The organism is Aeromonas tecta (assembly GCF_000820185.1).
In the GTDB taxonomy this organism is placed as follows: domain Bacteria; phylum Pseudomonadota; class Gammaproteobacteria; order Enterobacterales; family Aeromonadaceae; genus Aeromonas; species Aeromonas tecta.
Window position 1 is genome coordinate 286,171 of the sequence record NZ_CDCA01000036.1, and the last position, 25,729, is coordinate 311,899.

At 58.7% G+C, this 25,729-nt stretch carries 23 protein-coding genes and 2 tRNA genes; 5 read left to right on the forward strand and 20 right to left on the reverse strand.

Annotated features, from left to right (window positions below; all coding sequences use genetic code 11):
- Nucleotides 1–4 precede the first annotated feature (4 nt).
- The 11 genes from infB to rlmE form a co-directional block, all read right to left on the reverse strand.
- Entirely contained in the window at nt 5–2,698 is a 2,694-nt protein-coding gene (gene infB / locus BN1137_RS16305; RefSeq protein WP_050719603.1) for a translation initiation factor IF-2, read from the reverse strand.
- Between the two features lie 20 nt (nt 2,699–2,718).
- On the reverse strand, nt 2,719–4,221 hold the full coding sequence (nusA, locus tag BN1137_RS16310; RefSeq protein ID WP_050719604.1) for a transcription termination factor NusA: 1,503 nt from the start codon (nt 4,219–4,221) through the stop codon (nt 2,719–2,721).
- A gap of 14 nt (nt 4,222–4,235) precedes the next feature.
- Nucleotides 4,236–4,694, reverse strand: a complete 459-nt coding sequence (gene rimP / locus BN1137_RS16315) for a ribosome maturation factor RimP (RefSeq protein ID WP_050719605.1) — start codon at nt 4,692–4,694, stop codon at nt 4,236–4,238.
- Nucleotides 4,695–4,860: 166 nt separating this feature from the next.
- Nucleotides 4,861–4,937 (reverse strand) — tRNA-Met (locus BN1137_RS16320).
- A 92-nt stretch (nt 4,938–5,029) separates the two neighbouring features.
- Nucleotides 5,030–5,114: transfer RNA gene (locus BN1137_RS16325), tRNA-Leu, on the reverse strand.
- Between the two features lie 8 nt (nt 5,115–5,122).
- Complete coding sequence (gene secG / locus BN1137_RS16330; RefSeq protein WP_050719606.1) at nt 5,123–5,449, reverse strand: preprotein translocase subunit SecG; 327 nt, start codon at nt 5,447–5,449, stop codon at nt 5,123–5,125.
- Nucleotides 5,450–6,214 carry a triose-phosphate isomerase gene (gene tpiA, locus BN1137_RS16335; protein ID WP_050719607.1) on the reverse strand — a complete coding sequence of 255 codons (765 nt, stop codon included), beginning with the start codon at nt 6,212–6,214 and terminating at the stop codon, nt 5,450–5,452. It abuts the gene before it with no gap.
- A gap of 130 nt (nt 6,215–6,344) precedes the next feature.
- Nucleotides 6,345–7,679, reverse strand: coding sequence for a phosphoglucosamine mutase (gene glmM / locus BN1137_RS16340; RefSeq protein WP_050719608.1), 1,335 nt, complete (start codon nt 7,677–7,679; stop codon nt 6,345–6,347).
- A 16-nt stretch (nt 7,680–7,695) separates the two neighbouring features.
- On the reverse strand, nt 7,696–8,541 hold the full coding sequence (gene folP, locus BN1137_RS16345) for a dihydropteroate synthase (protein WP_050719609.1): 846 nt from the start codon (nt 8,539–8,541) through the stop codon (nt 7,696–7,698).
- An 84-nt stretch (nt 8,542–8,625) separates the two neighbouring features.
- Nucleotides 8,626–10,578 carry an ATP-dependent zinc metalloprotease FtsH gene (ftsH, locus tag BN1137_RS16350; RefSeq protein ID WP_050719610.1) on the reverse strand — a complete coding sequence of 651 codons (1,953 nt, stop codon included), beginning with the start codon at nt 10,576–10,578 and terminating at the stop codon, nt 8,626–8,628.
- 45 nt (nt 10,579–10,623) lie between these two features.
- Nucleotides 10,624–11,253: a 23S rRNA (uridine(2552)-2'-O)-methyltransferase RlmE gene (gene rlmE, locus BN1137_RS16355; protein WP_050719611.1), complete on the reverse strand. Its 630-nt coding sequence runs from the start codon at nt 11,251–11,253 to the stop codon at nt 10,624–10,626.
- A gap of 97 nt (nt 11,254–11,350) precedes the next feature.
- On the opposite strand from rlmE, the gene yhbY reads away from it, so the two are divergent.
- Both yhbY and BN1137_RS16365 read left to right on the forward strand, forming a co-directional pair.
- Entirely contained in the window at nt 11,351–11,647 is a 297-nt protein-coding gene (yhbY, locus tag BN1137_RS16360) for a ribosome assembly RNA-binding protein YhbY (protein WP_050719612.1), read from the forward strand.
- A 105-nt stretch (nt 11,648–11,752) separates the two neighbouring features.
- Nucleotides 11,753–12,346 (forward strand): hypothetical protein, encoded by a 594-nt coding sequence (locus BN1137_RS16365; protein WP_050719613.1) that lies wholly within the window; start codon nt 11,753–11,755, stop codon nt 12,344–12,346.
- Between the two features lie 49 nt (nt 12,347–12,395).
- Here BN1137_RS16365 and greA read toward each other — a convergent pair whose 3' ends face one another.
- From greA to pomA, 3 genes are all read right to left on the reverse strand, one after another.
- On the reverse strand, nt 12,396–12,872 hold the full coding sequence (greA, locus tag BN1137_RS16370) for a transcription elongation factor GreA (RefSeq protein WP_050719614.1): 477 nt from the start codon (nt 12,870–12,872) through the stop codon (nt 12,396–12,398).
- A gap of 145 nt (nt 12,873–13,017) precedes the next feature.
- The gene (locus BN1137_RS16375) at nt 13,018–13,911 is read right to left on the reverse strand and encodes a flagellar motor protein MotB (RefSeq protein WP_050719615.1); all 894 of its coding nucleotides are present in this window, start codon (nt 13,909–13,911) and stop codon (nt 13,018–13,020) included.
- Between the two features lie 8 nt (nt 13,912–13,919).
- A complete protein-coding gene (gene pomA / locus BN1137_RS16380; protein WP_050719616.1) occupies nt 13,920–14,678 on the reverse strand; it encodes a flagellar motor protein PomA in 759 nt (252 codons plus the stop codon).
- Between the two features lie 234 nt (nt 14,679–14,912).
- Between pomA and xseB the strand changes: the two genes are divergently transcribed.
- Genes xseB through dxs form a run of 3 tightly spaced genes read left to right on the forward strand, consistent with a single transcriptional unit; the run spans nt 14,913 to nt 17,942 of the window.
- Nucleotides 14,913–15,164: an exodeoxyribonuclease VII small subunit gene (xseB, locus tag BN1137_RS16385; RefSeq protein WP_050719617.1), complete on the forward strand. Its 252-nt coding sequence runs from the start codon at nt 14,913–14,915 to the stop codon at nt 15,162–15,164.
- Nucleotides 15,165–16,055, forward strand: coding sequence for a (2E,6E)-farnesyl diphosphate synthase (ispA, locus tag BN1137_RS16390; protein ID WP_050719618.1), 891 nt, complete (start codon nt 15,165–15,167; stop codon nt 16,053–16,055).
- Between the two features lie 21 nt (nt 16,056–16,076).
- Nucleotides 16,077–17,942, forward strand: coding sequence for a 1-deoxy-D-xylulose-5-phosphate synthase (gene dxs / locus BN1137_RS16395; protein WP_050719619.1), 1,866 nt, complete (start codon nt 16,077–16,079; stop codon nt 17,940–17,942).
- Nucleotides 17,943–18,153: 211 nt separating this feature from the next.
- Here dxs and BN1137_RS16400 read toward each other — a convergent pair whose 3' ends face one another.
- The 6 genes from BN1137_RS16400 to thiL all read right to left on the reverse strand — a co-directional run bounded on the left by BN1137_RS16400 (nt 18,154) and on the right by thiL (nt 25,677).
- Complete coding sequence (locus tag BN1137_RS16400; protein WP_050719620.1) at nt 18,154–19,095, reverse strand: ABC transporter permease; 942 nt, start codon at nt 19,093–19,095, stop codon at nt 18,154–18,156.
- Between the two features lie 4 nt (nt 19,096–19,099).
- On the reverse strand, nt 19,100–20,074 hold the full coding sequence (locus BN1137_RS16405) for an ABC transporter permease (RefSeq protein WP_050719621.1): 975 nt from the start codon (nt 20,072–20,074) through the stop codon (nt 19,100–19,102).
- Nucleotides 20,075–20,171: 97 nt separating this feature from the next.
- Nucleotides 20,172–21,728, reverse strand: coding sequence for an ABC transporter substrate-binding protein (locus BN1137_RS16410; protein WP_050719622.1), 1,557 nt, complete (start codon nt 21,726–21,728; stop codon nt 20,172–20,174).
- 71 nt (nt 21,729–21,799) lie between these two features.
- Nucleotides 21,800–23,524: an ABC transporter ATP-binding protein gene (locus BN1137_RS16415; RefSeq protein ID WP_050719623.1), complete on the reverse strand. Its 1,725-nt coding sequence runs from the start codon at nt 23,522–23,524 to the stop codon at nt 21,800–21,802.
- Nucleotides 23,525–24,226: 702 nt separating this feature from the next.
- Nucleotides 24,227–24,721: a phosphatidylglycerophosphatase A family protein gene (locus BN1137_RS16420; protein ID WP_050719624.1), complete on the reverse strand. Its 495-nt coding sequence runs from the start codon at nt 24,719–24,721 to the stop codon at nt 24,227–24,229.
- Complete coding sequence (gene thiL / locus BN1137_RS16425) at nt 24,718–25,677, reverse strand: thiamine-phosphate kinase (protein ID WP_050719625.1); 960 nt, start codon at nt 25,675–25,677, stop codon at nt 24,718–24,720. The genes BN1137_RS16420 and thiL overlap by 4 nt, the downstream gene beginning before the upstream one ends.
- Nucleotides 25,678–25,729: the final 52 nt, after the last annotated feature.

Consider the following 25,729-nt stretch of genomic DNA (forward strand, 5'->3'; position numbering starts at 1 on the left):
CGGCTTACAGAGTCCGTTGAATGACAACAGTCTCGTAAACTTCGATCTGGTCGCCTTCACGTACGTCGTTGTAGTTCTTGACCGCGATACCACACTCGTAACCGTTGCGGACTTCGTTGACGTCATCCTTGAAGCGGCGCAGGGATTCCAGCTCGCCTTCATAGATGACCACGTTTTCACGCAGAACACGGATACGGTTGGAACGCTTGACCACACCTTCGGTAACCATACAGCCGGCAACGGCGCCGAACTTCGGTGACTTGAAGACGCTACGCACTTCAGCCAGACCGATGATCTCCTGACGATACTCAGGGGCCAGCTTGCCGCTCATGGCCTGCTTCACTTCGTCGATCAAATCATAGATGACGGAGTAGTAACGCAGATCCAGGCTCTCGGCCTCGATGACCTTGCGAGCAGAGGCGTCGGCACGGACGTTGAAGCCCACCAGGATCGCGCTGGAAGCAGCGGCCAGCGTGGCGTCGGTTTCGGTGATACCACCCACGCCGGAGCCCACGATCTTGACCTTGACTTCGTCGGTAGAGAGCTGCACCAGTGCATCGCAGATGGCTTGCACGGAACCCTGTACGTCGGCCTTGATCACCACGTTCACTTCGGACACTTCGCCCTCGGTCATGTTGGCAAACATGTTTTCCAGCTTGGCCTTCTGCTGGCGAGCCAGCTTGACGTCGCGGAACTTGCCTTGACGATAGAGTGCCACTTCACGGGCCTTCTTCTCGTCACGTACAACGGTGGCTTCGTCACCGGCAGAGGGAACCCCGGACAGACCCAGGATTTCAACCGGCAGGGACGGACCCGCTTCCTTGATCTCGCGACCGAGTTCGTCACGCATGGCACGAATACGACCGTATTCCAGACCACACAGCACGATGTCACCCTGACGCAGGGTACCTTCTTGAACCAGTACGGTGGCAACCGGGCCACGACCCTTGTCCAGGAAGGACTCGATCACGACGCCGCTGGCCATGCCATCGACAACCGCTTTCAGCTCCAGTACTTCGGACTGGATCAGGATGGCTTCCAGCAGATCGTCGATGCCTTCGCCGGACTTGGCGGAGACGTGCACGAACTGGCTATCGCCACCCCAGTCTTCGGACATGACGTTGTAACGGGCCAGCTCGGTCTTGACGCGATCCGGATCCGCTTCGGGCTTGTCGATCTTGTTGACCGCAACCACGATAGGCACTTCAGCCGCCTTGGCGTGCTGGATGGCTTCGATGGTTTGCGGCATGACGCCGTCATCGGCAGCAACAACCAGAACCACGATATCGGTCGACTTGGCACCACGAGCACGCATGGAGGTAAAGGCCGCGTGACCCGGGGTATCCAGGAAGGTGATCATGCCACTGTCGGTTTCAACGTGGTAGGCACCGATGTGCTGGGTAATACCACCGGCTTCGCCCGCGGCAACCTTGGCCTTGCGGATGTAATCCAGCAGGGAGGTCTTACCGTGGTCAACGTGACCCATGATGGTCACGACCGGTGCGCGCGGCTTGGCTTCGGAGGTCTCGTCACGATCGGACAGTACCGCTTCTTCCAGCTCGTTCTCACGACGCAGCAACACCTTGTGACCCATCTCCTCAGCCACAAGCTGAGCAGTTTCCTGGTCGATAACCTGGTTGATGGTCGCCATGGCGCCCATCTTCATCATTACCTTGATGACTTCGACGCCCTTGACGGCCATCTTGTTGGCCAGCTCGGCCACGGTGATGGTTTCGCCGATCACCACGTCACGGTTCACCACGGCGGCCGGTTTGTTGAAACCGTGCTTCATGGCGTTCGGAGTGGCCATCTTGCCGCGCTTGCCTTTGCGAGCACGGGGATTGCGGGAGTCGCGGTCGTCTTCACGACGGGTGGCCTTTTTCGGGGCCTTGGCAGCGGCAGCCGTACGACGGCTGGTCTCTTCCTTACGATCCAACTCATCTTCAGCCGCTTGCGCGTGCTTGTTGGTGGTCAGATGGTAATCGCTGCTCTCTTTGGCGCGAGCGGCCTCTTCTTCGGCCCAGCGAGGACCGTTCTGTTCCGCCATGACGCGAGCCTCTTCGGCTTTCTTCGCGGCGAGTTCTTCAGCCTTGGTCAAGGCTGTTTGTTCTTGTTGGCGCTTCAGTTCTTCTGCTTCGCGCTTGGCCATCTTTTCTGCCTCTTGCTGAGCTGTGCTAGCGGCTACTTTGGCGGGCTGTGGAGCCTGTCGAGCCTTTGATTGTGCCTCGATCCGCGCCTTTTCCTCAGCTTCACGACGAGCTTGCTCAGCCTCACGGCGAGCCTTCTCTTCAGCGTCGAGACGGGCCTTGTTGTCGGCCTCGTGACGAGCTTTTTCTTCTGCTTCCAAACGCGCTGTTTCCTCGGCTTCCGCTTGACGCTGTTCATCTTCCAGCGCCGAGCGTTTTACATAGGTGCGAGTCTTGCGCACTTCAACCTGCACTTCTTTGTTCTTGCCGCCGGTACCTTGAACACTGATGGTGCTCTTGGTCTTGCGCTGCAAAGTCATGCGGGCTGGTGCGGTGATCTCGTCACCTCCATGCTGTTTTTTCAAGTGCGCCAGCAGAGTCTGTTTTTCAGATTCGCTGACCAGGTCGTCGGCCTTGCTCTTGCTGATACCGGCATCGACAAACTGCTGGAGAAGACGATCAACCGGCGTGTCGATGTCAGTGGCAAGTTGTTTGACTGATACTTCTGCCATTCATTTTCCTCCGTTTGATCTTAACTAGACTGCTCTTCTCCGAACCAACAGATATTACGAGCAGCCATAATCAGCTCACCGGCTTTCTCAGCGGTCAGCTCTTCAATGTCGGCAAGGTCATCGATACCTTGCTCTGCCAAATCTTCCAGGGTGGCAACACCGCGTGCAGCCAGGGCATAAGCCAGGTCGCGACCGAGGCCAGCCAGATTGAGCAGGTCTTCGGAAGGTTCAGCACCTTCGAAGGATTCTTCTTTGGCCAAAGCCTTGGTGGTCAGCACATCTTTGGCGCGCTTGCGCAGCTCTTCCACCATGTCTTCGTCCAGGCCGTCGATGGCCAGCAGCTCATTGACCGGTACGAAGGCGATCTCTTCCAGAGTGGAGAAACCTTCTTCCATCAGCAGACCGGCGAAATCGTCGTCGATGTCGAGGGCGCTGGTGAACAGGGTCAGGATGCGATCATTCTCGGCCTGGTGCTTGGCACGCATGTCCTCGACGGTCATGACGTTCAGTTCCCAACCAGTCAGCTGGGAAGCCAGACGCACGTTCTGACCGTTGCGACCGATGGCTTGGGCCAAGTTGGCGGCTTCCACGGCGATGTCCATGGTGTGGTTGTCTTCATCAACGATGATGGAGGCCACATCGGCGGGCGCCATGGCATTGATCACGTATTGAGCGGGGTTGTCATCGTACAAGACGATGTCGGCACGCTCACCGCTCAGCTCGGCGGAGACGGCTTGTACACGAGCACCACGCATGCCGATACAGGCACCGATCGGGTCGATACGACGATCGTTGGTCTTGACCGCGATCTTGGCGCGGGAACCCGGATCACGAGCGGCGCCCATGATTTCGATCATCTCTTCGCCGATTTCTGGCACTTCGATGCGGAACAGTTCTTTCAGGAAGTCCGGGCTGGAACGGCTGACGAACAGCTGGGAACCACGGGCTTCCGGACGCACGGCGTAGAGCAGACCACGGATGCGGTCGCCTGGACGGAAGGTCTCGCGCGGCAGCATGTCATCACGGAAGATCACCGCCTCGGCATTGCTGCCCAGATCCAGGATCACGTTATCGCGGTTGCTCTTCTTGACCACACCACTGATGATGGTGCCTTCCTTGTCCCTGAACTGGTCAACGACTTGGGAGCGCTCGGCTTCACGCACCTTCTGCACGATAACCTGCTTGGCGGTCTGGGTGGTGATGCGGTCGAAGGTGACAGAATCGATCTGATCTTCAACGTAGTCACCCACTTGAATTTCGGGGTCATCTATCTGAGCCGCTTCCAGGGTGATTTCACCGTAAGCGTTCTCCATGGAGGCCTGATCGGCCACCACTACCCAGCGGCGATAAGTGTCGTAGTCACCGGTCTTGCGATCGATCTCGACCCGAACTTCAATCTCGCCTTCGTATTTCTTCTTGGTTGCAGTCGCCAGCGCGGTTTCCAGAGCCTCGAAAATCTTTTCGCGGGGAACAGCCTTCTCGTTGGACACAGCGTCAACGACCAGCAAAATCTCTTTATTCATATCCGATAGCCTCGTTAACCAAAGTTCGGCACTATGTTCGCTTTTTGGATATTGGTGAAAGCCAACACCTCGTCCTTACCATCTACTGTCAAGGTGACCATGTCGCCCTGCACAGCTTTGATTACGCCTTTGAACTTGCGGCGGTTGTTTGTTGCCATCCGGAGCGAAACCGCCGCCTCTTGGCCAACGTATTTTTCGAACTGGGCAACCTTGAACAGGGGACGATCCAGACCGGGCGAAGAGACTTCCAGGAAGTACTCCTCGGTGATGGGATCTTCAACGTCCATGATGGCGCCAACCTGGCGGCTCACCTCGGCACAGTCTTCCACCGTCACGCCTTGCTCTGCATCGATAAAGACGCGCAAGGTTGAGTGCTTACCCGCACGGATAAACTCAACACCCCAAAGTTCAAAACCCAAGGCAACGACCGGAGCCTCGAGCAGATCGGTCAAACGTTGTTCCAACGTAGCCAAAGTCACCCTCCGAAAAACAAAAAAAGGGCATAAAGCCCAGATAGAGATCGATTCAGAGTAAATCGCACATAACAAAAAGCCCCGATGTCAAATCGGGGCTTGGCGCTTTACCCTGATTGTCGCCTCGCAGCGACCGCCTTCCTGAGCGTAGGAAATGCGTGAAATTTGGTTGCGGGGGCCGGATTTGAACCGACGACCTTCGGGTTATGAGCCCGACGAGCTACCATGCTGCTCCACCCCGCGTCCGAAATCGTGCGAGATTATAGCCACTTCACTCTCGTCACACAAGACTGACTGGCTATAATATACCAGGTTACCCAGGCTCACTACTTAATTGGTGCCGTGGGCGGGACTCGAACCCGCACACCCTAGAGCACTACCCCCTCAAGATAGCGTGTCTACCAATTCCACCACCACGGCAAAACTCTTTATTCGGGAACGTCAGTATCTTTCTTCACTGGCGCTTTAGTCTGCTCAACTTGTTGAGTCTGTTGCAGATTTTCCCATTCGCTACCCTGTTTTATCTTGTTGCTGGACATAGAGCCAAGCACCAGGCTAATCAAAAAGAACAGAGTTGCCAAAATTGCAGTTGTTCGGGTCAGGAAACTGCCTGAACCACCGGATCCGAATACGGTATTCGATGCCCCTGCGCCGAAGGAGGCGCCCATGTCAGCCCCTTTACCTTGCTGAATCATCACCAGACCAATCAGAGCCAGTGATACCAACAGATAAACGACTAAAAGAATCTCGTACATTTAACTTGCACCCTTTGCCGCTTCAACAATTCCTAAAAACGCCTTGTCATCGAGACTCGCACCGCCAATCAGACCGCCATCAATGTCGGGCTGGGCAAACAAATCTCGTGCATTGGCCGGTGTCACGCTCCCACCATAGATGATTCTAACTTTCTCACCTATTACCGGAGTATCCTCCGCCAAGCGACCGCGAATAAAGGAATTAACCTCTTGTGCCTGCTCGGGTGTGGCGCATTTACCTGTACCTACAGCCCAAATCGGCTCGTAGGCGATGATAGCATTATCGAAAGCCATCGCGCCATTTTTCTCTATGACGATATCCAGCTCTTCGGCGATCACCTCGAAGGTTCTTCTCGCCTGCCTCGCTGCGCCCGATTCACCCAAACAGAGGATGGGGATCAAGCCTGCCGCTCTGGCTGCCGCAAACTTCTCTGCGACGATAAAGCTGGTCTCACCAAATAGACGCCTGCGCTCGGAGTGCCCTACCAATACGTAACGACACCCTGCCTCAACCAACATCTGACACGAGACTTCACCCGTGAAAGCGCCAGATTGGTGCTGACTCACATTCTGAGCCCCCAACTTCATTACCCTTTGCTCATTGAGCAGCAAGGCGGTGAAATCGAGATGCACATGGGAAGGACACAAGACCACATCTACTTGCTCATCAATGCTTTGTAAGCACTGACCAGTAAACTGTTCTAACTGCGACCTACTACCGTGTAACTTCCAGTTGGCTGCTACAAACGGCTTGCGATGTCCCATCGGCAACTCCCTTGCGAAAGCGGGCTGATAATATCCAGAGGATGCTCAGCTGACAAGTGCTATTTTTGAATTTTCGAATCGTTTGAACAAGATACGAACAGAGCGGCTAAAAAGCCGCCCTTTTCGCTCATTAAAACGCCGATTCGACCTGTTTGGCGATGCGATTCGCCATATCCAGAACCTGTTGCTCGTGCTCACCTTCTACCATCACCCGGATCAAGGGCTCGGTACCGGATTTGCGCAGCAAGACGCGGCCACGGCCACTCAGCTCTTGTTCCACCTTGGTGACCTCGGCGAGCACGGCTTGCGACGTCAGCGGATCCTTGCCTTCGGCAAAGCGCACGTTCACCAGCACCTGTGGGAACTTGCTCATGCCGGAGCGCAGCTTGGCCAGCGGCATCTCGGCGGTGCACACCGCGGTCAGCACCTGCAGGGCGGCGACTATGCCATCCCCTGTGGTGGTCTGATCCAGGCAGATGATGTGACCGGAGTTTTCACCGCCGATACGCCAGCCCTTCTCGTTCATCATCTCCAGCACGTAGCGATCGCCCACCTTGGCACGGGCAAACGGAATGCCGAGGGTCTGCAGCGCCAGCTCCAGGCCCATGTTGGCCATCAGGGTACCGACTACGCCGCCTTTGAGGCGACCATTGCGCAGCGCATCACGGGCGATGATGTAGAGGATCTCGTCACCGTCGATGATGTAGCCGGTGCTGTCCACCATCACCAGACGATCGCCATCACCGTCGAAGGCGACGCCAAGGTCAGCCTTGCACTCCAGCACCTTGGCGGCCAGCGCCTCGGGAGCGGTAGAGCCCACGCCATCGTTGATGTTAAGACCGTCCGGGCTGCAACCGATGGCAATCACCTCGGCGCCCAGTTCACGGAAGACCGAGGGCGCGATGTGATAGGTGGCGCCATGACCACAATCCACCACCATCTTCAGCCCTTCCAGGCTCAGGTGGCTGGGGAAGGTACTCTTGCAGAACTCGATGTAGCGACCAGCGGCATCGTCGATGCGCTGCGCCTTGCCAAGCTCGGCCGACTCGACACATTTGAGTTCGTGATCCAGCTCGGCTTCGATGGCCAGCTCAACCTCGTCCGGCAGTTTGGTACCGTCGGCGGAGAAGAACTTGATGCCGTTATCGTAAAACGGATTGTGCGAGGCGCTGATGACGATACCCGCCTCGGCCCGGAAGGTGCGAGTCAGGTAGGCCACCGCCGGCGTCGGCATGGGGCCCATCAGTATGGCCTTGAGGCCTGCGGCAGAGAGGCCTGCCTCCAATGCCGATTCCAGCATGTAACCGGAGATGCGGGTGTCCTTGCCGATCAGCACTTTTTTGGTGCCCTTCTTGGAGAGAACCTTGCCAGCGGCCCAGCCCAATTTCATCACGAAATCGGGGGTGATCGGGTATTCACCCACCTTGCCGCGCACACCGTCTGTGCCGAAGTACTTTCTGGTCATTGTCTGTTCTCGTTTTTTATTTGGATACGAAATCTTGTCCCGTCATTGTCATCCAGCCGACCCGCAGCGCATCCATGGTGGCACGCACATCGTGTACCCGGATGATCCTGGCGCCATGTTGCAACCCGATCAGGGCGCAGGCCAGACTGCCAGCCAGTCGCTCATCAACCGAGCGACCGAGCAGATTGCCTATCATAGACTTTCGCGACATTCCCACCAAGAGCGGCAGGCCGTAATCCAGCAACTTCCGCTGCTCGGCCAGCAGCTGGTAGTTATGCGCTACTGTCTTGCCAAAGCCATAGCCGGGATCCAGCAGCAGATGCTCACGCTTGATCCCCGCATCCAGGCAGGCCGCTATCCGCTCATCGAAGAAGGCCCTCACCTCCCCCAGCAAATCATCGTAATGGGGCTCAGCCTGCATGGTCCTTGGCTGGCCCTGCATGTGCATCAGGCACACGGGCACGTCGGCTTCTGCCGCCGCCACCAGCGCGCCGGGTTCGAGCAGGGCACGCACGTCGTTGATGAGGTGAGCACCCGCCGCGCAACCTTCCTTCATCACCACCGCCTTGGAGGTGTCGAGGGAGATCATCACATCCAGCTCCTGCGCCATCCGCTCGACCACCGGGATCACCCGATCCAGCTCTTCCTGCTCGCTCACATCAGGCGCCCCTGGACGAGTCGACTCACCGCCGATATCGATGAGGGTCGCGCCCTCCGCCACCAACTGGCGAGCATGGGCCAGAGCCTGCTCCCGCTGATTGAAGCACCCGCCATCGGAAAAGGAATCAGGAGTGACGTTGAGGATCCCCATGACGTGGGGACGATCGAGGGAGAGACTGCGTCCCTTGCTGCTTAGTTGCATCTGTGCTTCCACCTGTATAAAGAAAATCCGAGCATCCGCATAAAGAAAAACCCCGGGCAAGCCCGGGGTTTGAATCATGACAAATTATTTGGCCGGGATATCGTTGGCCTTGTCGATGTCGGTCAGCGGTGCGCTGCTCTCATCGGCTTTGGCTTTGGCCTCGGGCTCGTTGCTCACGCTGGCGCCACCTTGCGGGGTATCACCGTGCTCATCGTGCCAGTTGCTGGGGGCACGCACCTCACGACGGGCCATCAGATCGTCGATCTGCTTGGCGTCGATGGTTTCGTACTTCATCAGCGCATCTTTCATGGTGTGCAACACGTCCATGTTGTCCAGCAGGATCTGCTTGGAGCGGGCGTAGTTGCGATCGATGACCTGCTTGACCTCGGCGTCGATGACACGGGCGGTGTCATCGGACATGTGCTTGGCCTTGGCCATGCTGCGACCGAGGAAGACTTCACCCTCTTCTTCGGCATAGAGCATGGGACCCAGACGCTCGGACATACCCCACTGGGTGACCATCTTGCGGGCGATGTCAGTCGCACGTTCGATGTCATTGGACGCGCCGGTCGATACCTTCTCGGCACCGTAGATCAGCTCTTCCGCCAGACGACCGCCGTACAGGCTGGAGATCATGGACTCCAGATGCTGCTTGGAGTGGCTCCAGCGATCTTGCTCCGGCAGGTACATGGTCACACCCAGCGCACGACCGCGCGGAATGATGGAGACCTTGTAGACAGGGTCATGATCCGGCACCAGACGACCGATGATGGCGTGACCCGCCTCATGGTAAGCCGTCATCTCTTTCTCAGACTCTTTCATCACCATGGAGCGACGTTCCGCACCCATCATGATCTTGTCCTTGGCCTTCTCGAACTCCAGCATGGATACCACGCGGCGGCTCTCACGGGCGGAGAACAAGGCTGCTTCGTTGACCAGGTTGGCCAAGTCGGCACCGGAGAAGCCTGGGGTACCACGGGCAATCAGCGCCGCATTGACGTCATCCGCCAACGGCACCTTGCGCATGTGCACCTTCAGGATCTGCTCGCGACCGCGCACATCCGGCAGACCGACCACGACCTGACGGTCGAAACGGCCCGGACGCAGCAGGGCGGGATCCAGTACGTCAGGACGGTTGGTGGCGGCGATGACGATGACGCCTTCGTTGCCTTCAAAACCATCCATCTCGACCAGCATCTGGTTCAGGGTCTGCTCACGCTCATCGTGACCACCGCCGAGACCGGCGCCACGCTGACGACCGACCGCATCGATTTCATCGATGAAGATGATGCAGGGGGAAGACTTCTTGGCCTGCTCGAACATGTCACGCACCCGGGAGGCACCGACACCGACGAACATCTCGACGAAATCGGAACCCGAGATGGTGAAGAAAGGCACCTTGGCCTCGCCCGCGATGGCCTTGGCCAGCAGGGTCTTACCGGTACCGGGCGGGCCAACCAGCAGAACGCCGGTCGGGATCTTGCCACCCAGTTTCTGGAACTTGGTGGGGTCGCGCAGATAATCGACCAGCTCTTTGACCTCTTCCTTGGCCTCATCACAACCCGCCACGTCGACGAAGGTGGTCTTGATCTGATCTTCGCTCATCAGACGAGCCTTGCTCTTGCCAAACGACATGGCACCTTTGCCACCGCCGCCCTGCATCTGACGCATGAAGAAGACCCAGACACCGATCAACAACAGCATCGGGAACCAGGAGATGAAGATGGACGTGATCAGAGACGGCTCTTCCGGCTTCTCACCCATGACTTTGACGTTATGGTTGAGCATGTCGTTGAGCAGTTGGGGATCCGGCGCCGGGATGATGGTGGTGAAACGCTCACCGGTGCGCTTGACGCCATTAATGACCTTGCCATCCATCCGCACTTCACGGATCTGCTCTTGGGTCACTTCTTTAACGAAGCTGGAATAGTCCAGCTGGCGACTGGTGGTATCGCTGGGGCTGAAGCTATTGAACACCGACATCAACACGACGGCGATGACCAGCCACAGGATTAGGTTTTTCGCCATGTCACTCAAATCAATGACCTCGCAGACTGACAGTTAACGATGAGGGTTAGGGTACTACAGTTTAAAACCGGTAGCCACAATGTAGACTTCTCGTGAACGGGCACGGGAGGAGTCTGGTTTACGAATCTTGACGGCAGAAAAAAGTTTACGGATTTCACTGAGATAGGCATCGAAACCCTCTCCCTGGAACACCTTGACCACGAAACTGCCGTTAGTACGCAAGACCTGGTTGCACATGTCCAGCGCCAGCTCGATCAGATACATGGAACGGGCCTGATCCACCTGCGGGGTGCCGCTCATGTTGGGCGCCATGTCAGACATGACGACATCAACCTTGTCCGGACCAACGCGCTCCAGCAAGGTGGCCAACACAGTTTCCTCCCGAAAGTCCCCTTGCAAGAAATCGACACCGGCGATGGAATCCATCGGCAGAATATCGCATGCAATCACTCGCCCGTTGTCACCCACCTGATTGATGGCAAACTGGGACCAGCCACCGGGGGCCGCCCCCAGATCCACGACCGTCATACCCGGCTTGAGCAATTTGTCCTTGCCCTGGATCTCATCAATCTTGAACACGGCGCGGGAACGCAGTCCCAACTTCTGGGCTTTTTTGACGTAATGATCGTCAAAATGTTCTTTTAACCAGCGGGTTGAACTGGGGGAATGCTTTTTCTGGGTCATGATTGTCGACTTTAAAAAACCACAAGGGTTATTAGTATTAAGGGCTAAGTGGGGGTAGAATACGCCCCTTTCAACCCTGACTTATGAAGAAATTGCGATGATTCTCAACAATAAACAGAAACAGTACCTCAAGGGCCTTGCCCACAGCCTGAAGCCGGTCGTCCTGCTGGGACAACACGGCCTGACTGAAGGTGTGCTGGCCGAGATCGATCTGGCGCTGAACCACCACGAGCTGATCAAGGTTAAGGTGTCGTCTGAAGATCGTGAGATGAAACAGCTGGTGATGGATGCCATCGTCCGTGAGACCGGTGCCACCAAGGTACAGAGCATGGGCCACGTGCTGACCATCTACCGTCAAGCCAGCGAACCCAAGATCCAATTACCGCGCAAGTAACAGGAAAGAGCATTCGCTCTTTCCTTCATTTCTCTTCTTCCCAAGTCGCTTGCCAAAATAGTCGTCTGGCCCTTAACCTGCGATGAATACTTGCGGACACCCACTATGGACAAGCATCAGATTCTCACCGAAGAAGAGCTGGCCATGCTGCGGGACTTGGGAAACGCCGAGGACCAGGCTGCCGGCCAGTTCCTGCGCGGTTATCTGAACCTTCCCCTGCTCAGCCTGCTGCAACGTGCCAATCCTTTGGTGCTCGAGGCCCAGATCTCTGGCCATCAGCTGCGCTTCCCGCTGTATTGCGCCGAGGGGGAGGAAGGTCATACCGAACTGCGCATTGCCGCCCCCAGCATCACCGAGCTTGGCTACCCCCATCTGCGCGCCTGGCGACTCGATGAGAAAGCCTGCCTGCAGACGGCGGATGCCGAGTATGAGGTGCACAGCCTGTCAGTCGGCGGCCTCATCGTTGAGGACCTGCCCGCGGCACTGGTCAAGGGTGATGCACTCGAAGGCGTGCTGCTCATCGAGGGTCTGCCACCCCTGCCCCTCACCGGCAGCCTGATAAGACGCATTCCATCGCGCAAGCAGCGACATGATTGGGCCTTGCAGTTCCAGCTAGGGACAACGGATCGGGAGCAACTGCGAGACTGGCTGTTCCAGCGCCACCAGGATGCCTTCATTCAGGCCTATCAATCGGACTAAATACAACAGGGGAGCTCGAGCTCCCCTGTTTGTCAGCCACCACTCACTCTCAGAGATAGGCGACTTCCAGGATCTCGTACTCCACATCACCGGCCGGCGTCTTGACGATGGCCACATCGTCCACTTCCTTGCCGATCAGGGCGCGGGCGATGGGGGAGTTCACGGAGATCATGTTCTGTTTGATGTCCGCCTCGTCGTCACCCACGATGCGATACACCACTTCCTCTTCCGTCTCGCTCTTGAGCAGGGTCACGGTCGCGCCGAAGATGACCCGGCCGTTGTTGGTGATCTTGGTGATGTCGATCACCTGGGCATTGGAGAGCTTGCTCTCAATTTCCTGGATACGGCCTTCACAAAAGCCCTGTTGCTCGCGAGCGGCATGGTACTCGGCGTTTTCTTTCAGATCACCATGTTCACGGGCATCAGCAATCGCTTCGATAATCTGGGGACGCAGCTCGCTCTTCAGATAGTCGAGCTCTTGACGCAGCTTTTCGGCGCCGCGAACAGTCATCGGAGTATGATTCATAGTCGAAACCTGGGTTGCTTTATAAAGAGAAGCTGCGGCAATCAAAGAGAGCCGCAGCTATCGGTTCGGATGGGGCATCTTAATATGAAGCCGCCACAAAATCCATGTCAGCCCCTGCGAGCGGGATCGCGCTTCGCGCTGAAAGCTACCTCTGCTCGAACACCCCGATGGGGGCCGACACCGTCGGTTTGCCCTGCATGATGGCGATCTCCACCCGCCGATTCATCCGTCGATTCTCCAGGCTGTTGTTCGGCGCGAGCGGTTGGGAATCCGCCATGCCCTGCACCACCAGACGTCCACCGTCAAAGCCGGGCACCTTGATCATCTGGTGAGCCACCGCCACCGCCCGCTGGGATGAGAGCTCCCAGTTGGACTGGAATAGCTCATCCTCGGTGGCCACATCATCGGTGTGGCCGGAGACGGTGATCTCCCCCGGCACATCCTTGAGCAGCCCCGCGACCTTGCGGATCACCGGCCAGAACTGGGGTTGCAGGAAGGCTGAACCAGCAGGAAACGCTGCTTTTTCTCTGATACGAATGATGATCTGCTGACCCAGCGCCTCGATCTCGATGGCCCCGTCCTGGATCTGGGCCTGCAACTGCTCGGCCAGCGACTTCGCCAGGTCGCTGGATTGCTCCTGCGCTTTCTGGGCCTGGTGGGAGCTGTCGCCGCCGCTCAGGTTGCCGTCCGTATTGTCCTTGCCACCGGCCTGATCCGCCTCCCCTTGCTGGAAATCCAGCTCGGTCTGGGTCAAGTCGATGGTCTGCTGCATGATGGTATCGATGGGGGTCGGCTCGGGCCGGCCCGGCCTGAACTCCTGGGCGATGACCGAGGTGCCCTTGGGAATATCTTTCACCTCCAGGATGTTCTGCACCCCGAACGCCTTCTCCATGGATCCCGCTATCTGCTTGAACTTCTGCACATCCATCTCGGCAAACGAGAGCAGCAGCACGAAGAAGCACATCAGCAGCGACATCAGGTCGGCGAAGGTACCCATGTAGCCCGGCAAACCGGGAGGCGGACACTTGCACTTTGCCATGGTGCCTCCTATTCCAGCCCGTTATTGCGCTTGGACTGGTGCAGATAGTTCTGCAGCATGGCCTGGATGACGCGGGGGTTCTGGCCGTCCTGAATGCCCATGATGGCGTCGAGCACCAGGGTGCGGCTCAGTTGCTCCTCACCGCTGCGCAGCTCCAGCTTGTCGGCGATGGGGATGGCAATCATGTTGGCCTGGATGGCGCCATAGAGGGTAGTCAGCAGGGCCACCGCCATGGCCGGGCCGATGGACTTGGGATCGCTCATGTTGGCCAGCATGGCCACCAATCCCACCAGGGTACCAATCATCCCCATGGCGGGGCCGAGATCGCCGAGAGAGCGGAACACCTTGATGGCGATGACATGGCGCTCAGAGGTCAGTTCGATGTCTTTTTCCAGCACAGCCCTCACCACGTCGGCGTCATGGCCATCCACCAGCATGTCGATCCCTTTCTTCATGAAGGTATTGGGGATCTCCGCCGCCTCCAGGGCCAGAAAGCCTCCCTTGCGCGCCGCATCGGCCAGTTCAACCGCCTTGGCGATCAGATCGTCGAGCTTGTCGCCCTTGTACATGAAGGCCTTACCGGCCACCTTGAACGCCATGAAGAACTGACTGAGGTTGAACTTCATCATACAGATGAATAGCGACCCCAAGATGGTGATATAGACGGAGGGCATATCCAGGTACATCCCCATGGGGCCGCCCAACGACATACCGTACACCACGACCCCAAACCCCAGCACTATGCCTATCAGACTGCCTAAATCCACAACCTTGCTCCTGTCACCTAACTTGCCAGCTATTTATACTTTGTTGAATTTTCTGTTATTGCGTCTCGGGCAGCAAGCCCGACACACCGCAATCGCCAGTGGGCAATAGATGGATGCCAGCCGGTGCTTATCGGCCGCCGCCACGATTGTTTGAGCGCCGCGCGCTTTTCTGCCTCCCCCCTGTGGCCGGTCGATGTTAAGATGAGCCGTTTTTTTCAATCCCCGAGGATGGACATGGCCAGTAAAAAAATCGACCGTCTGAGTTTTGATGCCACGTTGGAAGAGCTGGAAACCATAGTGCATCAGCTTGAACAGGGCTCGCTCCCCCTCGAGGAGGCACTCAAACAGTTTGAACAGGGTATCCATCTGGTTCGCGCCGGCCAGCAGAAGCTGGAGCAGGCCGAACAAAAGATCCAGATCCTGTTGACCCAGGCCGATGGCAGCGAACAAGCGGTGCCCTTTCGGCCAGAGCAAGGAGAGCAGTGAGTGACCCTGGACGATTTCTCCCGCCTGCATCGACGCCGTATCGACGACTGTCTCTCGGCGCAGCTTGAGGCCTTGCCCGCCATGGCACCCCGCCTGCGGGACGCCATGAAATACGGACTGTTGCTCGGTGGTAAACGGGTACGCCCCTTCCTGGTCTACGCCGTCGGCGAGATGCTGGGGGTACAAAGCGACTATCTCGACGGGCCGGCGGCCGCGGTGGAGTGCATTCACGCCTACTCCCTGCTGCACGACGATCTGCCCGCCATGGACAACGACGACCTGCGTCGCGGCCAACCGACCGTGCACAAGGCGTTCGATGAAGGCACCGCCATCCTGGCGGGGGATGCCTTGCAGACTCTGGCATTCTCGATCCTGGCCGACCATCCCCTCCCCCAGGAGTTGATGGCGAACCGGGTGAAGATGCTGAGCACCCTGGCTCGCGCCTCGGGATACCTCGGCATGTGCGGCGGTCAGGCGCTGGATCTGGAGGCCGAGAGCCGCCAAATCAGCCTCGCCGAGCTGGAACAGGTCCATCGCCACAAGACGGGAGCGCTTATCGAGTGCGCCGTCACCCTGGGCGCCCTGTGCAAGGCGGATGTGGAGGCCGATACCCTGGCCGCCCTGCAAACCTATGCCGCCGCCATTGGGCTGGCCTTCCAGGTGCAAGACGACATTCTCGACATCACCGGCGATACCGCGACCCTCGGCAAGCCGCAAGGCTCGGATCTGGCGCTGGAGAAGAGCACCTATCCGGCCCTGCTCGGGCTCGACAATGCCCGTGAGCTGGCTCGCGAACTGCATGACAAGGCCTTAACAGCACTGCAATCCTTGCCCTACAATACCGACATTCTGGAAGCGTTTGCCGATTACATCATCGAGCGAACCCACTAAACGCTGGATAACAGTAACAATATGAGCGTTGATATAACCGATTTCCCCAACCTGGCCCTCGCGGACACGCCGGTCGAGTTGCGATCTCTGCCCAAAGAGCGGCTGCCCGTGCTGTGCAACGAGTTGCGCGAGTACCTGCTGCGCTCGGTGAGCCGCTCCAGCGGCCACTTCGCCTCGGGCCTTGGCACCGTCGAGCTGACGGTCGCCCTGCACTATGTCTACAACACCCCGTTCGATCGGCTGGTGTGGGACGTGGGCCATCAGGCCTATCCCCACAAGATCCTGACCGGTCGGCGCGAGCGCATTCACACCATCCGCCAGAAAGATGGTCTGCACCCCTTCCCCTGGCGTGACGAGAGCGAATATGACGTGCTCTCCGTCGGCCACTCCAGCACCTCCATCGGCGCTGCGCTCGGCATGGCCGTCGCCGCTGAGAGCGAAGGGCTGGGGCGCAAGGTCGTTGCCGTCATCGGCGATGGCGCCATCACCGCAGGCATGGCATTCGAGGCCCTCAATCACGCCGGCGATGTCCACAAGGACATGTTGGTGGTGCTCAATGACAACGAGATGTCCATCTCCGAAAATGTCGGCGCCCTGAACAACCATTTGGCCCGACTGATGTCCGGCAAGCTCTACACCACCATCCGCGAAGGCGGCAAGAAGGTGCTGGCGGGTCTACCGCCGGTCAAGGAGCTGGCCAAGCGGGCGGAGGAACATCTCAAGGGCATGGTGGTGCCTGGCACCCTGTTCGAGGAGTTCGGCTTCAACTACATAGGCCCCATCGACGGCCATGACATCCATGCTCTGGTCGAGACCCTGCGCAACATGCGCAACCTCAAGGGCCCCCAGCTGCTGCACGTCAAGACCAAGAAGGGCAAAGGCTACGAGCCCGCCGAGAAGGATCCCATCGGTTATCACGCAGTGCCCAAGTTCAATCCGGACGACTGCACCTTGCCCAAGAGCGCCGGTGGTAAACCGACCTTCTCCGCCATCTTCGGCCAGTGGCTGTGCGACATGGCGGCGAAAGACGAGAAACTGGTCGGCATCACCCCCGCCATGCGCGAGGGCTCTGGCCTGGTCAAGTTCAGCCAGCAATACCCGGATCGCTACTTCGATGTGGCCATCGCCGAACAACACGCGGTGACCTTCGCCGCCGGGCTCGCCATCGCCGGCCAGAAGCCGGTAGTCGCCATCTATTCCAGCTTCCTGCAGCGCGCCTACGATCAGCTGATCCACGACGTGGCGCTGCAAGGGCTGCCGGTGCTGTTTGCCATCGACCGGGCCGGTCTGGTGGGGGCCGATGGCCCCACTCACCAGGGAGCCTTCGATATCAGCTTTCTGCGCACCGTGCCGAACATGGTGGTGATGACGCCGTCCGATGAAAACGAGTGCCGCCAGATGCTCTACACCGGCTACCAGCACAACGGACCGGCTGCGGTTCGCTACCCTCGCGGCAGCGGCTGTGGCACCGAGATACTGAGCGAGATGACTGCACTGACGCTCGGCAAGGGGCGAATCGTACGTGAAGGCAAGGGCACCGCCATCTTGGCATTTGGCACCCTGCTGCATCAGGCCAAGGCCGCCGCCGAGGCGCTGGACGCCACCCTGGTGGACATGCGCTTCGTCAAACCCATGGACGAGGCGCTGGTGCTCTCCTTGGCCGCCACCCACGATCAGTTTGTCACCCTTGAGGACAACGCCATCATGGGCGGCGCCGGCTCCGCGGTGAACGAGCTGCTGATGCGTAGCAAGCTGTGCAAGCCGGTGTTGAATCTCGGCTTGCCCGACCGCTTTATCGAACAGGGTACCCAGGACGAGATCTACGCCGTGCTGGGGCTCGATGGTGCCGGTATCCTCGCCAGCATCCAGGCCTGGCAACAAGCCTGACGCAATGTCTGCGAGAAATGAAAAAGGGCGCCTTATGGCGCCCTTTTTGTTATTCACTGTACCAAGCCAAACCTGTTCACAAACTGTCGCGAGAAGGCCGTCAACAAGGTGAAGAGCAGCGCAGGAACCGGAGCGTATAAACATACGTGAGGATTCCGAGCAGCACATGAGCCTTGATCACGGCCTCGCAGCAAGTTAGTGGATAGGTTTATCAGCCTTTGTAGATCTTGGGATTAAACACATCCCGCAGCCAGTCGCCGAGCAGGTTGATCACCAGCACCAGCACCACCAGACAGATCCCCGGGAAGGCGGTGATCCACCAGGAGCCGGAGAAGATGTAGTTGAAGCCCACGCTGATGAGGGAACCCAGCGACGGCTGATCTACCGGCATGCCGAGCCCCAGGAAGGAGAGCGCGGCCTCACTCATGATGGCGTTCGCCACCTGCACGGTGGAGATGACCAGGATGGGCGACAGGCAGTTTGGCAAGATGTGGCGGAACATGATGCGCGGGGCACGGAACCCCATCACCTGCGCCGCTTCCACATACTCCTTCTTCTTCTCGGCCAATACCGAGGCGCGCACGGTACGAGCGTACTGCGGCCATTCGGCGATGCCGATGATCACCACCAGCATGACGATGGCGAACTCGGAGTAGAGATCGGAGCCAAAACTTGCCTGGAAGATGGCGGAGATGATGATCGCCACCATCATGGTGGAGAACGACAGCTGCACGTCGGCAAAGCGCATCAGCAGGTTGTCGATGCGGCCACCGAAGTAACCGGCAATCAGCCCGATGACGATGCCGAGCGCCAGCTGCAGACCCACCGCGAACAGACCTATGGTCAGCGAGATGCGGGCACCGTAAAGAATGGTGCTCCAGATGTCGCGGCCCTGGTTGTCGGTACCGAGCCAGAAGCGGGACTCACCGCCCTCCAGCCAAGAGGGCGGCAACTCGGCGTCCATCAGATCGAAGCTGGTCTGGTCGTAGACGTTATGCGGCGCAATCCAGGGCGACAGCAGCGCGGCCAGCACGAATACCATGAACACGGCAAAGCTGAACATGGCCACTTTATCGCGCAGGAAATAGTAGACGATGTCCGAATTTTTGAATCGGGCCCAACGGCTTGGGCTTGCAGTTACTGCATTACTCATGTGCTTACCCCTTGGCGGTCAAATTGACGGTCGGGTTGATGAACCCGTAGAGCAGGTCGACCAGGGTATTGGTCACCACGAAGATCAGGCCGACGAAGATGACGTAGGCGGTGATCAGCGGGGTATCGACCCGGTGGATCGCCTCGAGGAACAGGAAGCCGGTCCCCGGCCACTGGAACACGCTCTCGGTCAGTATGGTGTAAGCCACCATGGTGCCGATCTGCACGCCGCCGACGGTGATCACCGGCAGCATGGTGTTCTTCAGCGCATGGCTGTAGTAGACCTTGTTGTTGTCCAGCCCCTTGGCGCGAGCAAACTTGACGTACTCGGAGGAGAGCTGCTCCAGCATCTCGGAGCGCACCAGCCGGATGAACAGCGGCAACATGATGGAGGAGAGCGAGACCGCGGGCAGGATCAAGTGCTTGATGCCATCCCAGGTAAAGAAGCCCGACTCCCAACCCAGCAGGTTACGAGTCTCGCCACGGCCATAGGCCGGCAGCCAGCCGAGCTGGATGGAGAAGAGGTACATCAGCATGATCGCCGTCAGGAAGACCGGGATCGAGATGCCGATGCTGCTCACCGCCATGATGAGTTTGGTCAGCACACTGCGTGGTCGGATCGCCGAGTAAACCCCCAGCGGAATGGAGACGACGACGATGATCAGCGCAGCGGCAAAGACCAGCTCAAGGGTAGCCACCAGCTTGTCGAGGATGACCTCGAGAGCGGGTCGCTTGAAGAAGTAGGAGGTGCCCAGATCGCCTTGCACCGCGTTTTGCAGGAAGCGACTGTATTTCACCAAAAAGGGATCGTTAAGGCCCATCTTTTCGCGCAACTCATGGCGCACGGACTCGGAGACGGATTGTCCCACCAGCTCGCGCAGCGGATCCCCCAGGTTGTCCTGGATGGAGAAGGCGACCAGGCTGATGACGAACATCACTATCACGGCCTGATAGAACCGTTTCAGCAGGAATGTAAACATGCTTGTCCTTCTACGTGGCCTGTGTCGTGGCACAGGCTTCTGGTAATGGCGGGGGCGCCAATGGCTGCCCCCGCCAGGTCCTTCTTTACGACTCTACTTACTTGTTGACCACCAGGTCACCCAGATAAGGGAAGTTCATCACGTTGACCACCGGCTTGATGTCGACGTTCTTCTTGGCGCCATAGGCCAGGTCTTCCCAGTGCAACGGCACGTAGGCAGCGTCGTCGATCAGCATGGCTTCCACCTTCTGCAAGATGGCGGCGCGTTTGGCCGGATCGGTCTCGGTGTTGGCGTCCATCACCATCTTGTCAGCTTCTGCGTTGGCATAACCGCCGCAGTTGTACTGACCCATGCCGGTCTTGGCATCCTTGGTGAAGGTCAGGAACTCGAAGAAGTTCGCACTGTCTTCGGTATCCGCATGCCAGCCGATCAGCTGCAGGTCGGCGGCGCACTTGTCAAACTCGGGCCAGTACTGGGCCACCGGCATGGTCTTCAGATCCACCTTGATGTTGATCTTGGACAGCATGGCGGAGACGGCCTGGGCAATCTTGACGTCGTTGACGTAGCGGGCAGCCGGGGAGATGAAGCTCACTTTGAAGCCCTTCTCGTAACCGGCTTCCTTCATCAGCTCCTTGGCCTTGGCCAGATCATACTGGGGCTTGAGCGCCTCGTTATGACCGGCATAGCCTTTCGGGCTCAGCTGGCCGGCCGGGGTGCCGAAGCCTTTGTTGATCTTGTCGACGATACCCACTTCGTTGATGGCCAGGTTGATCGCCTGACGCACGCGCTTGTCTTTCAGCGCCGGGTTGGTGTTCTGGTTCAGCTCGATGATGATGGCACGGGTACCGGACAGGGTGACCAGCTGGGAATCCTTGCCGTTCTTCACGCGCTCCAGATCGTTCGGGGCAACCGGGTAGATCATGTCCACGTCCCCACCCAGCAGGGCGGCTACGCGGGTGGCATCTTCCTTGATCGGTACCACGGTCAGGTTCTGGACGTTGCCCTTGGAAGCCTTGTCCCAGTAGTTGGCGTTGCGAACGTACTCGAGCTTGACGCCCTGCTCGCGGAACTTGACGCTGAACGGACCGGTACCGGAGACGTGGGTGGAAGCGTAGGAGCTGCCGTTCTTGACGATCTCGGCCTTGTCTTTGCCCGCTTCATCCTTGCCGGTATAGAACTTGGAGTCCATCGGGAAGATGTAGGTGACGGTCTGCAGCACCAGCGGGAACGGCTTGGCGGTGATCAGGTCCACGGTCAGGTCATCGACCTTCTTCACTTCGGCGATCGGGTCGAAGATGGCCTTGAAGTCCGGGGAGGCTTTCAGGCGGTTGACGGTCCATACCACGTCATCGGCGGTGAAGTCGTTGCCGGAGTGGAACTTGACGCCCTTGCGCAGGTGGAAACGCACGGTCTTGTCGTCAATACGCTCAAATTTCTCGGCCAGACGCGGCTCGAACTGCAGATCCTGGGTGTAACGCATCAGCGGATCGAACACCAGGTGAGACATCTCCAGGGTCTGACCGGAGAGCTGCTCCTGCGGATCCAGCGAGGTGGCGTCGGAGGCGACGGCCACGGTAATGTTGGCGGCAGAGACGTTAAACGCGAGACCAGCGGCGAACAGCGCCATGGCAATCTTGGATAATCCTTTCTTCATGTCTTTCTCCATGCTTTTGGCTTTTTATTGACACTTTTTATCGACAAACAGACCGGCGAGCCGGCGCTTTCCTAGCTTGCGATTTCCAGCCCCTCGCGGGACATACCCTTAAATTCCGGCATCAGCGAGATCAGCTTGCGGCTGTACTCATGTTCGGCATTGGTAAACAATTTTTCTGTTTCTGCCACTTCTACCAGATGACCGTGCTGCATAACGCCGATGCGGTCGCACATCTGACGGATGACCGGCAGGTCATGACTGATAAACAGCATGGTGAGCCCAAGCTCCTGCTGCAAATCTTTGAGCAGGTTGAGGATCTGGGCCTGCACCGACACATCCAGCGCCGAGGTGGGCTCGTCGCAGATGAGGAAACGTGGCCGGGTCGCCAGGGCGCGGGCAATGGAGATGCGCTGGCGCTGACCGCCGGAGAACTCGTGGGGGTACTTGACCCCGGCGCCGCGGCCGAGACCAACGTGATCCAGCAGATCGCTGACGATGCTCTCGATCTGGCTCTCGCTGCCCGCCAGCTTATGGAAGCGGATCGGCTCGGAGATGATGTCACGCACCTTCATGCGCGGGTTCATCGAGGAATAAGGGTTCTGGAACACCATCTGCATCTGGCGGCGCAGCGGGCGACGCTCGTGCTCCCCTTTGAGGGCGGTCAGATCGATCCCCTCGAACACGATTTTGCCGGTGTCGGGCGGATAGAGGCCGGTGATGGCGCGGGCGATGGTGGATTTGCCGGAGCCCGACTCCCCCACCAGACCGAAGGTCTCACCCTCGAAGATCTCGAAGCTGATGTTGTTGCAGGCGCGCACGTACTGGCGGCGGCTCGGGAACAGGGAATCCTTGGTGACGAACCGCAGATCCACGTTCTCCACCCGCAGCAAGGCGCCCTCATAGGAGCGCTCGTCCTGACTCTGGCCGAGCCAGTGGGTCTTGAGATCGATGCTGAGATCCGGTGCACTGGCATCTTCGATGTAAGAGACCAGCGGGAAACGCACCAGCTTGACGTCGGAGCGCGGCACCGCCGAGATGAGGCTGCGGGTATAAGGATGACTGGGGCGACCCAGCACCTGTTCGGTGGTGCCGAACTCCACCAGATCGCCGCGATACATGACCGCCACCTTGTCGGTGATGTTGGAGACCACGCCCATGTCGTGGGTCACCAGCATACAGCCCACCTGACGCTCCTTGCACAGGTTGCGGATGAGCTGCAGGATCTGGTCCTGGATGGAAACGTCCAGCGCCGTGGTCGGCTCATCGGCGATGATGAGCTCGGGATCCCCCGACAGGGCGATGGCGATGACGACCCGCTGGCGCATGCCACCGGAGAATTGATGAGGGTACTGCTTGATGCGGATTTCCGGCTGCGGAATGCCGACCGCGCCCATCAGCTCGAGCGCCTTGGCAAAGGCGGCCTCGCGATTGAGACTGGTATTGGCCAGGATGGTCTCCACCAACTGCCGTTCAACGGTGAACAGCGGATTGAGGGAGGTCATGGGATCCTGGAAGATGAAGCCGATACGGGAGCCGCGGATGGCCCGCATCTCGTTCTGGCTCTTGCCGGAGATGAGCTCGCCATTGAGGTAGATATCCCCTCGGGCGATGCGGCCCGGCGGGCTCAACAGATCGATGACGGCATTGCCGATGGTGGACTTGCCGGCACCTGATTCGCCGACCACTCCGACGATCTCTCCTTTTTCGACAGAGAAAGAGAGATCCTTCACCGCGGCCAGTACCCCATAGCGGGAGGGATACTCGATCCGCAAGTTTTTCACTTCGAGCAAGGACATGGTTACCTCTGCGGGGGACATCCGTCCCAAATAATTCGTCCGTAAATCAGCCGCAGATGCTGGTGTTGCCTTGGGTGCTAAATCTTGAGTGCTTGTTTTGTGTAATAAACGCTCAATCCATGAGGCAGCCAAACCAGCGATCCGGGCGGGTTTTTTGCATTTTTTTGGAATAACCCGCGAGTAAGTTAGTCGGTTTGCCCGCGGGTGTAAATGATCCTGTTATACAATTTCGCAATACTTTGCGCAGATATCGCACCGAGCCTTGGTGCAAAATGTCGATATAAATCACACTACCAGATAATGTGATGGCTGTGCGAGCGATTATCTCATTTAAGTTTCAACAAACACGCAACAAGCAAACATATCAACTATTCAATTTGCCCCAGCCAGTTTCGAATGAGTAGTGAATATTTATGTGAAATGATTTTTTAACGACAGCATATCTGGATGAAGGAAAAATAAGCAGCGATAAATAGGGGAAAATTAGCATCTTCTGCCAGCGGCAGGGGCGGCCCCGGCGGGCCTCAGGGGAGATAATTGCATACAAAACAGCGCAGGCCCGACCAGAGGCCAGACCTGCGCGCGATATCAGGGGATCATGCCCGGCAATGGGTCCTGGTGATATCCGCAGCAGGGAGCTGCAGACACCGGATCGGCGATCAGTTTATCCGGCATAAGGCCGACGTCAGCCCACCTAACCTATCAGGCCAACCAGTGGGCCAGCAGTTGCATGCCCAGCAGGGAGAACAGGCCGGCGATGAGATCGTCCAGCATGATGCCAAACCCGCCGTGAATGCGACGGTCGAACCAGGAGATGGGCCAGGGCTTGAGCACATCAAAAAACCGGAACAGCACGAAACCGGCCAGCACCCAGATCCAGCCGGCCGGGGCCGCTATCATGGTCACGCCAAAGCCTATCACCTCGTCCCAGACGATGGCGCCGTGATCCGGCATGCCGATGGCATCGGTCGCCCCCTGGCAGAGCCAGATCCCCACCAGGAAACCCAGCACCAGCAAGGCGATAAACCAAGGGGTCGGCAGGCCGCTCACCAGCAGGTAGAGCGGAATGGCGACGAGCGTGCCCATGGTGCCCGGCGCCCTCGGGGAGAGGCCGGCGCCAAAGCCCACCGCCAGCAGGTGGCGCGGGTTCTTCAGGTTCAGCCGCTTCAACTCGGGCTTGATCATCAACCAGCTCATGCGAAGTGATCCCAGCCCTTGAGCGCCAGCTCGACCGGCTGCTCATCTTGCAGATAGTCGATGCCGGGATCGCCTGCCAGGATGCGGCCGATGCGGGTGAACTTGACGCCGCAGTTGGCGAGCGCCGTGTCCAGCGCACCGCGATGCTCTTCCGGCACGGTGAAGCAGAGCTCGTAATCGTCGCCGCCGGCCAGCGCCAGCTGCCAGGCATCCCGTGCGGGCACCGCATCCTGCAACACCGGGGAGAGCGGCAGCAGGTTGAGATCGATCTGCGCCCGCACCCCGGAGGCCTTTAGGATGTGGCCGAGATCCGAGGCCAGGCCATCGGAGAGATCCAGCGCACTGCCCGCCAGCCCACGCAGCGCCTGCCCCGCCAGAATACGGGGATGGGGATGATCGAGGCGCGGCAGCACGGCGGCCAGCTGGTTCTCGTTGAGTACCCGCTTGCCGAGCAGGTGCGAGAGCGCGAGCGCCGCGTCTCCCAGGGTACCGGTGACATAGATGCCGTCACCGGCCTTGGCGCCGCTGCGCAGCAGGGCGCGCCCGGTCGGCACCGAGCCCTTCACCGAGACGGTGATGGAGAGCGGCCCGCGGGTCATGTCACCACCGACCAGGGCCACGTTGTAGTATTCGGCGAGCTCCAGGAAGCCTTCGGCAAAACCGGCAACCCAGGCCTCGTTGATGGCGGGCAGGGTCAGTGCCATGGAGACCCAGCGCGGCTCGGCGCCCATGGCGGCGAGATCGGACAGATTGACCGCCAGCGCCTTGTAGCCGAGATCCACCGGATCCATGTCGGGAAAGAAATGCACGCCACTGACCAGGGTATCGGTGCTCACAGCCAGTTGGGTATCGGCGGGCAGGGTCAGCAGGGCACAGTCATCTCCAGGGCCCATCACCACGTCCTTGCGGGCGTGGGGGACCTTGAAGTACTTCTCAATCAGCTCAAATTCACCCATACAGTAAAAAGCCAGCAATAAGCTGGCTCCTCTCTTTAATGCTGATGGACGG